Source organism: Pseudonocardia sp. TMWB2A (genome assembly GCF_017312135.1).
The window spans coordinates 4,180,782-4,195,269 of the sequence record NZ_QKQY01000002.1 but is presented as its reverse complement, the minus strand read 5'-3'; the positions used below and the strand labels follow the sequence as shown (position 1 = coordinate 4,195,269).

13 protein-coding genes are annotated in these 14,488 nt (G+C 74.8%); 4 read left to right on the top strand and 9 right to left on the bottom strand.

Going from position 1 to position 14,488, the window contains the following annotated elements:
* Genes DMP17_RS34190 through DMP17_RS34175 form a run of 4 tightly spaced genes read right to left on the bottom strand, consistent with a single transcriptional unit; the run spans position 1 to position 2,223 of the window.
* On the bottom strand, positions 1-387 hold the full coding sequence (locus tag DMP17_RS34190) for an MmcQ/YjbR family DNA-binding protein (protein WP_226357409.1): 387 nt from the start codon (positions 385-387) through the stop codon (positions 1-3).
* Positions 384-776, bottom strand: coding sequence for a VOC family protein (locus DMP17_RS34185; RefSeq protein ID WP_226357408.1), 393 nt, complete (start codon positions 774-776; stop codon positions 384-386). Before DMP17_RS34185 ends, DMP17_RS34190 begins: the two co-directional genes overlap by 4 nt.
* Positions 773-1,603: a helix-turn-helix domain-containing protein gene (locus DMP17_RS34180; RefSeq protein WP_226364934.1), complete on the bottom strand. Its 831-nt coding sequence runs from the start codon at positions 1,601-1,603 to the stop codon at positions 773-775. The genes DMP17_RS34185 and DMP17_RS34180 overlap by 4 nt, the downstream gene beginning before the upstream one ends.
* A 23-nt stretch (positions 1,604-1,626) precedes the next feature.
* On the bottom strand, positions 1,627-2,223 hold the full coding sequence (locus DMP17_RS34175) for a LysE/ArgO family amino acid transporter (protein WP_337831692.1): 597 nt from the start codon (positions 2,221-2,223) through the stop codon (positions 1,627-1,629).
* 75 nt (positions 2,224-2,298) lie between these two features.
* On the opposite strand from DMP17_RS34175, the gene DMP17_RS34170 reads away from it, so the two are divergent.
* The gene (locus DMP17_RS34170) at positions 2,299-3,192 is read left to right on the top strand and encodes a LysR family transcriptional regulator ArgP (protein ID WP_337831691.1); all 894 of its coding nucleotides are present in this window, start codon (positions 2,299-2,301) and stop codon (positions 3,190-3,192) included.
* A gap of 10 nt (positions 3,193-3,202) precedes the next feature.
* Here the strand turns inward: DMP17_RS34170 and DMP17_RS34165 are convergent, their stop codons facing one another.
* The 4 genes from DMP17_RS34165 to DMP17_RS34150 all read right to left on the bottom strand — a co-directional run bounded on the left by DMP17_RS34165 (position 3,203) and on the right by DMP17_RS34150 (position 8,882).
* A complete protein-coding gene (locus DMP17_RS34165) occupies positions 3,203-3,415 on the bottom strand; it encodes a hypothetical protein (RefSeq protein ID WP_073574628.1) in 213 nt (70 codons plus the stop codon).
* Positions 3,416-3,454: 39 nt separating this feature from the next.
* Positions 3,455-7,090 carry a transglycosylase domain-containing protein gene (locus tag DMP17_RS34160; protein WP_337831690.1) on the bottom strand — a complete coding sequence of 1,212 codons (3,636 nt, stop codon included), beginning with the start codon at positions 7,088-7,090 and terminating at the stop codon, positions 3,455-3,457.
* Between the two features lie 383 nt (positions 7,091-7,473).
* Positions 7,474-7,857 carry a nuclear transport factor 2 family protein gene (locus DMP17_RS34155; protein ID WP_226357404.1) on the bottom strand — a complete coding sequence of 128 codons (384 nt, stop codon included), beginning with the start codon at positions 7,855-7,857 and terminating at the stop codon, positions 7,474-7,476.
* 17 nt (positions 7,858-7,874) lie between these two features.
* Complete coding sequence (locus DMP17_RS34150; RefSeq protein WP_337831689.1) at positions 7,875-8,882, bottom strand: LLM class flavin-dependent oxidoreductase; 1,008 nt, start codon at positions 8,880-8,882, stop codon at positions 7,875-7,877.
* Positions 8,883-8,994: 112 nt separating this feature from the next.
* Between DMP17_RS34150 and thrS the strand changes: the two genes are divergently transcribed.
* The gene (thrS, locus tag DMP17_RS34145) at positions 8,995-11,046 is read left to right on the top strand and encodes a threonine--tRNA ligase (protein ID WP_226364939.1); all 2,052 of its coding nucleotides are present in this window, start codon (positions 8,995-8,997) and stop codon (positions 11,044-11,046) included.
* A 36-nt stretch (positions 11,047-11,082) separates the two neighbouring features.
* Here thrS and DMP17_RS34140 read toward each other — a convergent pair whose 3' ends face one another.
* Positions 11,083-11,691: a TetR/AcrR family transcriptional regulator gene (locus tag DMP17_RS34140; protein WP_337831688.1), complete on the bottom strand. Its 609-nt coding sequence runs from the start codon at positions 11,689-11,691 to the stop codon at positions 11,083-11,085.
* Positions 11,692-11,812: 121 nt separating this feature from the next.
* Between DMP17_RS34140 and DMP17_RS34135 the strand changes: the two genes are divergently transcribed.
* Together DMP17_RS34135 and DMP17_RS34130 are read left to right on the top strand one after the other, a co-directional pair.
* The gene (locus tag DMP17_RS34135; protein WP_337831687.1) at positions 11,813-12,949 is read left to right on the top strand and encodes an acyl-CoA dehydrogenase family protein; all 1,137 of its coding nucleotides are present in this window, start codon (positions 11,813-11,815) and stop codon (positions 12,947-12,949) included.
* Entirely contained in the window at positions 12,946-14,475 is a 1,530-nt protein-coding gene (locus tag DMP17_RS34130; protein ID WP_337831686.1) for an acyl-CoA carboxylase subunit beta, read from the top strand. Before DMP17_RS34135 ends, DMP17_RS34130 begins: the two co-directional genes overlap by 4 nt.
* Positions 14,476-14,488: the final 13 nt, after the last annotated feature.

Below are 14,488 nucleotides of genomic sequence, written 5' to 3'. Positions count from 1 at the left end.
TCAGCTGTCGAGCCGGGCGGCCAGCCGGGCCGGGGCCACGCAGCGCCACGCGTCGGTCACGATCTCGGTGATCTCGTCGCGGTCGGCGGCGTCGGGGCCGGTGCCGTCGAGCACCACCCCGAGCCAGCCGCGGTGGCCGACATAGGCGGGCCGGAAGAACCGGGCCGGGTCCTCGGCGACCAGCTCGGCCTGCACGCCCGGCGGCGCGGCGCACCAGAACGCCAGGTGCGGGTGGCCGTGGTGGTGCTCGGCGTAGGAGACGAACATCTTCCGCACGAACCACGACGGCGACCCGTGGCTGACCTTCTCGGTCACCTCGGGCAGGGACAGGCAGATCTCCCGCAGCCACGGCAGCGGGTCGGCGGGGTCCGGGTGGCGTGCGGTCACGGGCGCCCCGGGGACGGCCGGTAGGTCCCCACGCTCCACGTGTTGCCCTCCGGGTCGGCGACGGCGCACTCGCGCGAACCGTAGTCCTGGTCGACCGGCGCCATGGTGATCTCCGCGCCGGCGGCGGCCGCGCGGGCGTGCACCGCGTCCGGGTCGTCGCAGGTCAGGTAGATCACGGCGCGACCGGTGTCGAAGCGGTCGCCCCCGGCGCGGCGCGGTCCGATCAGGACCAGGCCGGTGTCGTCGCCGTCGTCCCAGGCGAGCTCGGCGTGGGCGACCCCGCCGTCGTCGCCGGTGTGGACGGCGACCTCCCGGAAGCCGAGCGCGGTGGTGAGGAACGCGATCGCGGCGCGGGGGTCGTCGTAGCGGAGGGTGGGGTGGATGCTCATGACGCCCGATCCTGACCGGGACGCGGCGGTGCGTCTTGAAGCAATGGGAACTGCTCGGCCCGGAACGCGGCGGGCGTGATCCCCGCGAGCGCCCGGAACTCGCGGGTGAGGTGGGCCTGGTCGGCGTAGCCGCAGCCGGCGGCGACCACGGCGAGCGGTGCCCGCCCGGCCCCGACCAGCTCCGCGGCGCGCGCGAAGCGCAGCACCCGGCGGACGGTCCCGGGCGCGAGACCGACCTGGGTCCGGAACCGGGACTGCAGGTGGCGGCGGCTCCAGCCGGTCTCGGCGGCCAGCTCCGCGACGCCGACCCGGCCCGCGGTCGCACTGAGCCGGTCCCACGCGTAACGCACCTCGGGTGCGGGGACGCGGGCCCGGTCGTCCAGGAGCCGGTCCGCGAGCAGCGCGCTGACCAGCGCGAACCGGCCGTCCCAGGTCGGCTCGGCGGCCAGCCGGGCGGGCAGCGCGGCGAGCACGGGGTCGTCGAGCTCGTCGAGGCGGGGCACCGTGCCGCCGGGCAGCGCCCGCCCGCCGAGGAGGGTGTAGGTCGCCGCCGGGGTCAGGTCCACCTGCACCCCGGCCTGCGGGCCGGTGAACTCGGTCAGCACCCAGGTGTCGCTCAGGCCGCCGACGAACGCGGCCGCCGACCCGGTCCCGACGGCCGGCCCGGACAGCGTCAGCGGGTGCAGCCCCAGGATCAGCGCGGTCCCGGCGGACGGCGGCTGGCGACGACGCAGGGGAGCGGCGGCGTGCTCGCGGTAGCCGAGGTAGCGCAGCACGTGCCCGCGCAGCGCGGCGGGCGGTCGCCCCGGCACGTACTCGGCGGACATGGACGATGTTGTACCCCCACTCCTCATCCGGCGGCCAGCGCGACCGCCAGGCCGAGCATCACCGTGGCGACGACGCCGTCGAGCACCCGCCACGCCGTCGGCCGGGCGAACAGCCCCGCGAGCCGCGCCGCGCCGAAGCCGAGCCCGGAGAACCAGGTCAGGCTGGCCACGACCACCCCGGCGCCGAACGTCCACCGGCCGTCGTCGCCGTGCGCGGCGGCCAGCGACCCGAGCACCAGCAGGTCCAGCATCATGTGCGGGTTGAGGAAGGTCAGGGCCGCCGCGCTCCCCAGGACGGGCACGAGGGGCCGGGCCGAGCCGTGGGGGTCGGCGTCGAGCGCACCGGGCCGGAGGGCGCGCCGCAGCGCCAGCAGGCCGTAGCCGGTCAGCCACACGACGCCGCCCCAGCGCACCACCTCGACCAGCCCCGGTACGCGGTCGACGAGCAGCCCGACGCCCGCGACCGCCGCGGTCACCAGCACCAGGTCGGCCAGCACGCAGAACACCACTACCGCCGGCACGTGCTCGCGTCGCAGCCCCTGCCGCAGCACGAACGCGTTCTGCGCCCCGATCGCCGCGATCAGCGACAGTCCCGTTCCGAATCCCGCCAGCACACTCACGTCACCGACGCTAGGCGGACCGCGTCAGGAAGACGTCAGCGACTGAAAGAACGTCATGAACTGTAGATTTGCTTCATGTACGACCGGGAGCGGCTGGCCACCCTGAGCGCCGTGGTGGAGGAGGGCGGTTTCGACGCCGCCGCCGCGCGGCTGTCGATCACGCCGTCCGCGGTGTCCCAGCGGATCAAGGCCCTGGAACGGCAGGCGCGCCGGATCCTGGTGCGCCGCACGCGTCCGTGCGTCGCGACCGAGGAGGGGGCCGCGCTGCTGCGGCTGGCCCGGCAGATCGCGGTGCTGGAGGGGGAGGTCGAGGCCGGGTTCGGCAGCGCCGACACCGCGGGCACGCACCTGCCGATCGCGGTGAACGCGGACTCGGTGACCCACTGGTTCCTGTCCGCGGTGGTCCCCCTGGCCGCGCGGCACGGGGTCCGGCTGGACCTGCACGTCGACGACGAGAAGTACACCGCGGCCCTGCTCCGTGAGGGCTCGGTGGTCGGGGCGGTGACGACGTCGTCGGCACCGGTGCAGGGCTGCGCGGTCCGGCCGCTGGGCGCGACCCGCTACCGGCCCGTCGCCGCCCGGCCGGTGTACGACCGGTGGTTCGCCGGGCGGGACCCGGCCGAGGCGTTCCCGCTCGCCCCGCGGGTCGACTTCGGGTCGAAGGACGTGTTGCAGACCCGGTTCGTCCGCGGGCTCACCCACCGGCAGTGCACCGGCCCGGCGCACCGGGTGCCCGCCGCCGACGGGTACCACGAGGCGATCCGTGCGGGTCTGGGCTGGGGGATGTTCACCGACGGCCCGGCGCGGGAGGCCGCGGCCGCCGGGCGGCTCGTGCTGCTCGACACCGAGCGGCACCTCGACGTCCCGCTGTACTGGCAGCACTGGAAGCTCAGCACCACGGTGCTCGACGCGCTCACCGAGTCGGTCTGCGCGGCGGCGGCGACGATCCTGGTGCCGCCGGCCCGCTGACCGGGAGGTCTCAGATCCCGGACCGCCAGGGGCGTCCGAGCCGGATGTCGCAGGTGATGACCCCGCGGTCGACGCCGGTGAGGTCCGCGATCAGGTCGCGGACCGCGTCCTCGGCCACCCGGGGGTCGTCGACGGTGGTCGACGCCTCGATGCCCGGCACGTAGAGGGTGAGCCTGCGGTCCGCCCGCCAGGCCACCACCTCGAAGTGATGGTCACCGGTCACCCGTCCACGGTAGCCCGGCGGCGGCGCGAACGGGGCGGATCAGCCGACGGTCGGGTCGGCGGCGCGGCCCGCGTCGGCACCCGGCTGTGTCTCGTCCTGCTGGGCGGGCACCGGGTCGCCGGTCGTCTCCGGGACGCCGGTCGGCTCGACCGGGGCCGGGGGATCGGTGGGGGCGACCGGGTCCGTGCTCGGCTCCGGCGTGGGCTCGGCCGACGGCGTGCTCGTCGGCGTCGGCGGGGCGGTCGGCTCGTTGGGCGCCAGGGTGGAGGGCGACTCGCCGATCGGCCGGAACGCCGGGAACTCGGCCGTGCCGGTGGTGCGCACGGTGTCGGACATGAACGCCTTCCACACCGATCCGGGCAGGTCGGCGCCGTTGATCGGGCGGCCCGCGGAGTCCTGGATCGGGTCGTTGCGGTCGGTGCCGACCCACACGGCCGTCGCGATCCCGGGGGTGAAGCCGGCGAACCAGGCGTCGTTGTTCTGGCCCTCGAAGCGGGACTGGACGGTGCCGGTCTTGCCGGCGGCCTCCTGCCCGTCGGGCAGCTGCAGGCCGTCGTTGTCGACGACGTTCATCATCGCCTCGACGACGTTGCGCGCCACCTGCTCGGGGAAGCGCTGCTCGCCCTCGCCGGGCTGGTACTCGTAGAGCACCCGCCCGTCGGAGTCGACGACCTTGGACACCATGTGCGGGGCGTGCCAGACGCCCCCCGCGGCGATGGTGGCGTAGGCCGACGCCAGCTGGACCGGCGTGACCTCCTTGTTGCCCAGCGGGAGCCGCGCGTCGGGGTTCTCCAGCGGCGCAGTGATCCCGGCGAGGCGGGCGGCGTCGGCGACCTTCTGCGGCCCGACCTGCGCGGCGAGCTTGGTGAAGACGACGTTGTTGGAGATCGTCATCGCCTGCTTGAGGTCGCAGCGCGGGCAGTTGGCACCCTCGGCGTTGCGCAGCCCCGGCCGCTCGGAGCCGTCGAAGGTGGTGCCCAGGCCGATCGGCGGGTCGTTCAGGAGCCCGGCGAGCACGGCGAACGGCTTGAACGTCGACCCGGGCTGCTTCATGACCTGGGCGTAGTCCAGGCCGGCGCCGTTCGACCCGCCGTAGTAGCCGAGGATGCCGCCGGTCCGCGGGTCGATCGCGACCGCGCCGGTGCGCAGCAGCTCCGGCTCGCCGCGCAGCTTCTGCTCGACCGAGTCGGTGAGCTGCTGCTGGCGCTGCGGGTCGATCGTCGTCGTCACCTGGAGGCCGCCCTGGGCGAACGCCTGCTCGGAGATGCCCAGCGAGCCCAGCTCGGAGCGGACCGCGTTGAGGATGTGGCCGCGGGCGTCGGTCAGCGACGACGAGCGCGAGGTGTTCTCCGGGGCGATGGTCTGCGGGAACACGGCGGCCTGCCGGTCGGCCTTGGAGATCCAGCCCTGGGCGGCCATGCCGTCGAGGACGAAGTTCCAGCGCTGCTTCGCCCGGTCCGGGGAGTTCGCCGGGTCCCAGTTGGAGGGCGACTGGATGATCCCGGCGAGCAGCGCGCCCTCGCTGGGGGTCAGCTGGGCCGCGGGCTTGCCGTAGTAGGCGAGGCTGGCGGACTCGATGCCGTAGGCGCCGCGGCCGAAGTAGATGGCGTTGAGGTAGTCGTTGAGGATCTCGTCCTTGGACTTCTGCCCGGAGACCTTCAGCGAGACGATCAGTTCCTTGTACTTGCGCCAGTACGTCGCGTCGTTGCCGACCAGGGTGTTCTTGACGTACTGCTGGGTGATCGTCGACCCGCCGCCGACGCCGCCGGTCAGCTGGGCGACCATCGCCCGCAGGATGCCGGTGAAGTCGAAGCCCGGGTTCGAGTAGAACGACCGGTCCTCGGCCGCCAGCACGGCCTCGCGCACGTGCACCGGGATGGCGTCCATCCCGACCTTGATCCGGTTGCCCTGCTCGGGCACGAGGCGGGCGAGCTGGCCGCCGTCGGCGTAGGAGACGGTGGCGATCTGGTTCTGCACCGCGTCGTCGGTGCTGGGGATCGGGAACAGCAGCCAGCCGAGCCCGAGCAGCAGCAGCGGCAGCAGCACGATCGACGCGGCCGTCCCGACCAGCGAGTACACGACCTGCCGGCGACGCCGGGTCCGGCGCTCCTCGGGGGTGAGGGCGGCCTTCTGGTCGGCGTCGAGGATGCCGAGGCGGCGGCGCACGACACCCACGCCGGGCCCGACGAGTGCGATGACCCGGTCGAACGGTCCGTCGGGCTCGGCGCGGCGACGGCGGCGCGGGCCGGGGGCCGCGGCGTCGACGTACTCGGTGCCCGCCTCGTCGCCGGGGGCGGCGACCAGGGCGGTGGGCGCACCGCCGTCGCCGCGCGGGGCGGTGGCGGGCACGAGCCCGGTCGGGGCCTCGGCGGCGGGGGCGAGCGCGGTCGCGGCGTCGCCGGGTCCGGGACGGCGGCGGCGCCCGCCGGTGCGCGCGGGCAGGGCGTCGGTGGTGGACCCGGCGCCCTCGTCCGGCTCGGGACGACGACGGCGGCCGGTGCGGGTGGCCGCGGCGGCGCCGTCCGGGGCCGCCGGGCCCGGGAACGGTGCCGAGGGCGCGGCGACGGCCGTGGTGGCCGCAGCGGTGGCCCCGGTGGTGGCCGTGGTGGCCGAGGTGGTGGCCGAGGCCGGGCCGGGCCGGGTGGCACCGGTCGGGGGCACGGCGGGGCGGGGGACCGGCGGCAGCGACGGGTGCTGCCCGGGGCGCGGCGCGGCGCTCTGCGGACCGGCGCCGGGGGCGCTCGGCGCCGCCGGGGCGGGGCGAGGCCGGGCCTGCGGCCCGGTGTTCCGGTGCCCCGGGGCAGGCGCGGCGCCGTGGGCGTCGCCGGTGCCGGGCCGTGGTGTCCCGATCCCCGGGCGGTCGACCGGCCCGGTCGGGGCCGGCGCGGTGGGCCGCCCGGCCGGGAACGACGGCGCGGGGCCCGGTCGGCCGGACCCGCCGGCGCCGGGGCGCCGCTGCGGGCCGGTGGTGTGCCGGGGCTCGGCCGGGGCGGGCGGGCCCGCGGGGGTCGCGCCGGTGGTGCCGGGCCGCGGGGTGCTGCCGGGCTCGCGGGGCACGGTGCCGCCGCGCACGCGCAGCCCGACCTTCGTGGTGCCCCCGGAGCCGTTGACGCCGGAGCCGTTGACGCCAGAGCCGTTGACGCCGGAGCCGTTGCCCCCGGAACCGTTGCCGCCCGAGCCGCTGCCCGCGGGGCCGGGGGTGCCGGAGCCGCTGCCCCCGGAGCCGTTGCTCGAGCCGTTCGCAGAGGTGCCGTTCACGGGAGCGCCGTTCGCAGGGGCGCCGTGTGCGGGGGCGCCATCCGCCGGGGCCCCGGTACCGGGGGCGGCGGTCGCGGGAGCGGCCTCGCCGGCCCGCCGGGAGCGCCGACGGCCGGTGCCGCCGTCCTCCCCGGTGCCGCGTGCCCCGTCCGGGCCGGAACGTCCGGTCGACCCGGTCGCCCGGACGACGTCGGCGAAGGAACGGGCCTCCGGCTCGGCGGACCGCGCGCGCCGTCCACCGGCGGGGGCGCCGTGCCGGGCCGGGGCGCCGGAGTCGTCGCGGGCGACCTGGTCGCTGCCGTGCCGACCGGTCGGGCGCTCCTCGGTGTCGACCGCACGACCGGAGCCGGACGATCCGTGGGAATCGGACTCGGGGGAGCGGCGCGACCGCGGCGGTGGGGGCGGGCCTGCGGGCAACCGGCTCTCCCTTCTGGTCGACGGCCGGCGGAGCCGGACGGTGGCGTGGTCTCACCCGGTCAACGAGTTCGCTGTGTCAACGAGGGACCGGAGGGCGGCGTTGTGCCCACCTGATCGACGTCACTCGAATGTCGGCACGTCAGCGGGGTGATGGCGCGCTCCGTGACCGGATCGCCCGATCATGGTGCGGCATGCGGACCATCGTGCCCGCGGCCGAAGGGATGCACAGGCGACACGATCACTGCGTCGAGCAACGGCCGGTTGCGTGCGACGACGCGCGGGCGGCCCAGCGCCGGACGGCCGGACGGCCGCACCCGGCGGGACGACCGGCCGTCGTCGATCGACGGGCGGCGGCAACCCCGACGCCGACCTGCGGCGACGGGTCAGGAGAGCAGCGGGCCCATGCGGTCGCGCAGCGCGACCGCGGCCGACAGCGGCCGCACGAGCACGGTGAGCTCGCGGATCCGGCCCTCGTCGTCGGTGCGCAGGACGTCGACGCCCTGCACCTCGCGCTCCCCGACGGTCGCGGCGAACTCGAGGACGTGCCCGTCGTCGCCGGAGTACTCGGCGACGTAGTGGAACCCGCCGAAGACGGTGAACACCGCGCCCAGGATGGGGCGCAACGCGTCCCGGCCCCGGTAGGGGCGGTGCACGACCGGCGAGCGGAACTCGACGTCGTCGCGGCAGAGGGCGACGGCCGCGTCGAGGTCTCCGGCCTCGATCGCGGCCCGGAAGCGGGCGGCGGCGTCGTTCACGCCCGCGATCATGCCCCACACTCCCCGGGTCAGGCGGCCGCGGCCGCCGGGCGCAGGCCGACGGCGCCGGCCAGCAGCTCGTAGGAGCGCAGCCGGTCCTCGCCGCGGAAGGTCGAGGTCGTCACCATCAGCTCGTCCACCCCGGTTCGGGCCACGAGCTCCTCGACGCCGGCCCGCACGGTCTCCGGCGACCCGATGACCTGGTCGGCCTGGCGCTGCTCGACGAACGCCCGGGCCGCGTCGGTCCAGTCGAAGGCCGCGACCTCCTCGGGGCCGGGCAGCGGGCGTGGGTCGCCGAGGCGCAGGTGCAGGAACTGCAGCGCCGAGGGCAGCGCCAGCTCGCGGGCGCGCTCGTCGGTGTCGGCGCAGGTCACGGCGGCGGCGATCATCGAGTACGGCTGCACCAGCATCGCCGAGGGCCGGAAGTGCTCGCGGTAGAGCTCCAGCGCGGGCAGCGTGTTCGCGGCCGAGAAGTGGTGGGCGAAGGCGAACGGCAGCCCGAGCATCCCGGCGACCTTCGCCGAGTAGCCCGACGAGCCGAGCAGCCACATCGTCGGCGCGTTCCCCGCGGCCGGGACGGCGAGCACCCCGGCGTCGCCACGGAAGTAGGCCGCGAGCTCCACGAGCTGGTCGGGGAAGTCGTCCGGGGCGTGCAGCCGGTCGGCCCCGGTCCCGCACAGCGCAGCGGCGGTCCGGGGGTCGGTGCCCGGGGCGCGCCCGATGCCGAGGTCGATCCGGCCGGGGTGCAGTGCCTCGAGGGTGCCGAACTGCTCCGCGACGACGAGCGGGCGGTGGTTGGGCAGCATCACCCCGCCCGAGCCGACGGTGATCCGCTCGGTCGCCCCGGCCAGGTGCGCGATCAGCACCGGCGGCGACGAGCTGGCGATCCCGGGCATGCCGTGGTGCTCGGCGACCCAGTAGCGGGTGAAGCCCAGCTCCTCGGCCCGTCGCACCAGGCGGGTGCTGTGCGCCAGCGCGTCGGTGGCCGACGAGCCGTCGGCCACGGGGACCAGGTCGAGCACGGAGAGAGGGACCACGACGGCTGCAACACCCGCACCCGCCGGGTGTCTTCCCGGCGGTCGAAACCGGTTCGCGGCCCCCGACTAGCATCGGAGGTCCATCCGTTCGCACCACCCTGGAGGCACCCCCGTGTCCGCACCGTCCGCCCCGCCCGCGTCCGCCCCGATCCGGGTGCCGGCCGGGACGACCGCCGGCGCGCGCGTCCGGGAGGGCGGGCTGCCGACCAGCGGTCCCGAGGCGATCGTCGTCGTGCGCGACGCCGAGGGCGCCCTGCGCGACCTGGCCTGGGCCCCCGAGGCCGACGCCGAGGTCGTGCCGGTCCCGGCGAACACCGAGGAGGGGCGCAGCGTCATCCGGCACTCGGCGGCGCACGTGCTCGCCCAGGCCGTCCAGCAGCTGTTCCCGAAGGCCAAGCTGGGCATCGGCCCGCCGGTCACCGACGGCTTCTACTACGACTTCGACGTCGACACCCCCTTCACCCCCGAGGATCTGAAGAAGATCGAGTCGGCGATGAAGAAGATCGTGAAGGCGGGGCAGCGCTTCGAGCGCCGTCGCTACGCCTCGCAGGACGAGGCCCGCGCGGAGCTGGCCGACCAGCCGTACAAGCTGGAGCTGATCGACCTCAAGGGCGGCGCCGACGACGGCGAGGTCATGGAGGTCGACTCCTCCGGCGAGCTCACCGTCTACGACAACGTGCACGCCCACACCGGCGCCGTCGTCTGGTCGGACCTGTGCCGCGGCCCGCACCTGCCGACCACCAAGTTCATCCCGGCGTTCTCGCTGACCCGCTCGGCCGCCGCGTACTGGCGGGGCGACCAGCGGAACGCCCAGCTCCAGCGGATCTACGGCACCGCGTGGGAGTCGCAGGAGGCGCACGACGCCTACCTGGAGCGCATCGCCGAGGCCGAGCGGCGCGACCACCGCCGCCTGGGCAGCGAGCTGGACCTGTTCAGCTTCCCGGACGAGATCGGGTCGGGCCTGCCGGTCTTCCACCCCAAGGGCGGCGTCGTCCGCAAGGAGCTGGAGGACCTGTCCCGCGAGCGGCACGCCGCGGCCGGGTACGAGTTCGTCTACACCCCGCACGCCACCAAGGGCGCGCTGTTCGAGAAGTCCGGCCACCTGGAGTGGTACGCCGAGGGCATGTACCCGCCCATGCAGCTCGACGCGGAGTACACCGCCGACGGCGAGCTGAAGCGGCCGGCCGTCGACTACTACCTCAAGCCGATGAACTGCCCGATGCACAACCTGATCTTCGCCTCGCGCGGACGGTCCTACCGCGAGCTGCCGCTGCGGCTGTTCGAGTTCGGCACCGTCTACCGCTACGAGAAGTCCGGTGTGGTGCACGGCCTCACCCGGGCCCGCGGGTTCAGCCAGGACGACGCGCACATCTACTGCACCCGCGAGCAGATGCAGGGTGAGATCCGCAGCCTGCTGCAGTTCGTGCTGGACCTGCTGCGCGACTACGGCCTCGACGACTTCTACCTGGAGCTGTCGACCCGCAACCCGGAGAAGTCGATCGGCTCCGACGAGTCGTGGGCCGAGGCCACCCAGGCGCTGCGCGACGCCGCCGAGAGCTTCGGGCTGACCCTGCACGACGACCCGGGCGGCGCCGCGTTCTACGCCCCCAAGATCTCGGTGCAGGCCCGCGACGCGATCGGCCGCTACTGGCAGATGTCGACCATCCAGGTCGACCTGATGCTGCCGGACCGCTTCGAGCTGGAGTACACCTCCTCCGACGGCTCCCGGCAGCGCCCGGTCATGATCCACCGCGCGCTGTTCGGCTCGATCGAGCGCTTCTTCGGCGTGCTCACCGAGCACTACGCCGGCGCCTTCCCGGCGTGGCTGGCCCCCGTCCAGGTGGTGGGGATCCCGGTCACCGAGGCCCAGGACGACTACGTCCGCGACGTCGCCGCCCGGCTGCGCGCCGCGGGCATCCGGATCGACGTCGACTCCGGCGACGACCGGATGCAGAAGAAGATCCGCACCCACACGCTGCAGAAGGTGCCGTTCCTGCTGCTCGTGGGCGGTCGCGACGTCGAGGCCGGCGCGGTGAGCTTCCGCTTCCGCGACGGCTCGCAGACCAATGCGGTGCCGGTCGACGAGGCCGTCGCGGCGATCACCGCGTGGGTGTCGTCGCGCAGCAACGTCTCCCCGACCGCGGAGACCTTCCCCGCGTCCTGACGGTCGTGCGCCCGGGTGCCGCCCGGGCGCACCCCGTCACCCGCGGGCGTCCGGGTCGATCGCCGTGGTCAGCGACCGGGCGATCCCGGCGCCGAGCTCCTCCGGAGTGGACCTCCCGTCCGGGCGGTACCACTTGTAGCTCCAGTTCGCGGCGCCCAGGCACATGTTCATGTAGACCTTCGGGGTCATCCCGGTGAGTGCGCCGGGGTGCGCGGCGAGGTGGTCGCGCAGCGCGGTGAGGAAGACGTCCTCGAACGCGCGCCGTCGCCGGAGCACCTCGCCGGCCAGCTCGACCGGCAGCTCGTGCTCCTCCTCGAAGCAGACCTTGAGCAGCGACTGGTGCCGGCAGGTGTAGGCGACCCGGGACGCGATCAGGTCGCGGATCGCCTCCAGCGGTGAGCCCGCGGCGGCGAGGGTCTCGCGGGCGAGCACCAAGCTCTCGTCCAGCACGTCGGAGTAGAGCCGGATCAGCAGCTCCTCCTTGCTGCGGAAGTAGTGGTAGAGCGTCGGCTTCGACAGCCCGACCGCGGCCGCGATCTCGTTCATCGACGTCGCCCGGAAGCCGCGCCGGGAGAAGATCTCGGCCGAGAGCGCGAGGACGCGCATCCGACGGGCGTCCGCCTTGGTCAGGGCCGTGCCGGCCATCGGGTTCCTTCCGTCGTGCGGTCGGGCCCGCTCACGGTAGCCCCGGGGCGGGTTGACAGGGCTGCCCGGTCGGCCCAGCATTCGACCGTCCGGTCGGTCGATTTTGTGAGGCGCGCCATAGATGTGGGAGCTCGACGAGGAGCACGAGGCGTTCCGGCGGACCTGTCGGGACTTCACCGACCGTGAGATCCGGCCGGTGGTCGACGAGGCCGAGCAGGCCGGGGCGATCCCGATGCAGCTGTGGAAGCGTCTCGGCGCGGCCGGCCTGCTCGGGCTGGTCACCCCCGAGGAGCACGGCGGCTCGGACGCGGACGCCCTGGCCGTCGCGCTGCTGGCCGAGGAGCTGAGCAGGGCCACCGGCGGGATCGCGGTGACCGCTCTGGTCAGCGGGTACATGGCGGCGCCCCACCTGGTCCGCCACGGCAGCCCCGACCAGCAGCGGCGCTGGCTCGGCCCGCTCGCCGCGGGCGAGGCGATGGCCGGGATCGCGGTGACCGAGCCGGGGACCGGGTCCGACGTCGCCGGCATCACCAGCACGGCCCGGCCCGCGGTCGGGGGCTGGACGATCGACGGCCGCAAGATGTTCATCACGAACGCCGGGCTGGCCGACGTGCTGGTCGTCGCCGCGCGGACCGGCGGGCCCCGGCACTCGGGGATCACCCTGTTCGTGGTGCCCACCGACGCGCCGGGCCTGTCCGTGGGCCGCCCGCTGCGCAAGATGGGGTGGCACTCCTCGGACACCCGCGAGGTGGTCCTCGACGGCGTCGCCGTCGGCCCCGAGGACGTCGTGGGTACCGAGAACCGCGGCTTCCACCAGATCATGGAGGGGTTCCAGCTCGAGCGGATCGCGCTGGCCGGGATGGGGCTGGGCCACGCGGCGGAGTGCCTGGACCTGGTCCGGTCCTACGTCCGCGAGCGCGAGGCGTTCGGCGCCCCGCTCGCCCGGCTGCAGACGATCCGGCACCGCGTCGCGGTGATGGAGATCGAGCTGGACTCGGCCCGGCTGCTCACCCACCGGGCCGCGGCCCGGCTCTCCTCGGGGCACCCGGAGGCGGAGACCTCGGTGGCCCGGGCCAAGTACGTGGCCGCGATCGCGGCCAACCGGATCGTCGACGAGGCCGTGCAGCTGTTCGGCGGAGCCGGGTTCGTCGAGGAGTCCCCGGTCGCCCGGCACTACCGCGACGCCCGGATCCTGCGGATCGGGGGCGGAACCGACGAGATCCAGCTGGAGATCCTCGCCAAGGGGACCGCCGGATGAGCGCCTCGACCACCGGCGCGCCGACCCGGGCCGACGTCGCCGCCGCCCGGGAGCGGGCGCTGGCCGGGGGAGACGCCTCCCGCTGGCCCGGGAAGATGCCGGTGCGCGACCGGCTGCGGGTGCTGTTCGACCCCGGCACGTTCGTCGAGGACGGTCTGCTCGCCTCGGTGGCGGCCGACGGTCTGCCCGCCGACGGCGTCGTCACCGGGGTCGGCCGGGTGGACGGCCGCCGGGTCGCGGTCATCGCCCACGACTTCACCGTGAAGGCCGGGTCCTGGGGGGAGCTGACGTGCGAGAAGCAGATCCGGATCCTCGAACGCGCGGACCGCGACCTGCTCCCGGTGGTCTACCTGGTGGACTCCGCGGGTGGCCGGCTGACCGACCAGATGGGCTTCTTCCCCGGCAGGCGCGGTGCCTCGGCGATCTTCCACCTGCAGGTCCGGCTCTCCGGGCGGGTCCCCCAGATCTGCTGCCTGCACGGCCCCTCGGCCGCCGGCGGGGCCTACATGCCCGCCTTCTGCGACTGGGTCGGGATGGTCGAGCACCACGCCTCGATGTACCTGGCGAGCCCGCGGGTCGCCGAGAAGGTCACCGGTGAGCGCACCACCCTGGAGGAGATGGGCGGGGCGCAGATGCACGCCTCGGTCTCCGGCTGCGGCGACGAGGTGTTCGGCTCGGACTGGGAGACCGTCTCGGCCGCCCGCCTGCTGCTGTCCTACCTGCCCGACGACTACCGGTCCCCGCCCGCCCGCGCCGAGCCGGTCCCGCCGGAACGGGTGCTCGGCGACGTCGTGCCGCCCGATCCGAACCAGGCCTACGACGTGCGCGACGTGATCGAGGGCGTCGTCGACGCGGGAACCTTCTTCGAGATCAAGGCCCGCTGGGCACGCGAGATCGTCGTCGGACTGGCCCGGCTCGAGGGGCGGGTGGTGGGCCTGGTGGCCAACCAGCCCGACGTCCGCAGCGGCGCGATCTTCGTCGACTCCGCGGACAAGGCCGCCCGGTTCGTCTCGATGTGCGACGCCTACGGGATCCCGCTGGTGTTCCTGCAGGACGTCCCCGGGTTCATGGTCGGGGTGGACGTCGAGCGGCAGGGGATCATCCGGCACGGCGCGAAGCTGATCGCCGCGATGTCCTCGGCGGAGGTCCCGAAGTTCACCGTGGTGCTGCGCAAGGCCTACGCCGCCGGCTACTACGCGATGTGCGCCCCCGGCTTCGAGCCCCGCGCGACCCTCGCGCTGCCCACCGCCACCATCGGCCCGATGGCGGCCGAGGCCTCGGTGAACGCGGTGTACGCCAACAAGATCGCCGCCATCGGCGACGACGGCGAGCGGGCCGCCTACGTCGCGGCCCGCACCGCCGAGCAGGAGGCGGACGTGAACCTGCTGCGGATGGGGAGCGACCTGGTCGTCGACGCCGTCGTCGCACCGGGGGAGCTGCGCACCGAGCTCGTCGCACGGATGAACGACGCCGACGGCTGGACCCGCACGACCGGCCGTCGGCACCACCTGATCAGCCCTGTGTAGATCTCCGAGAGGA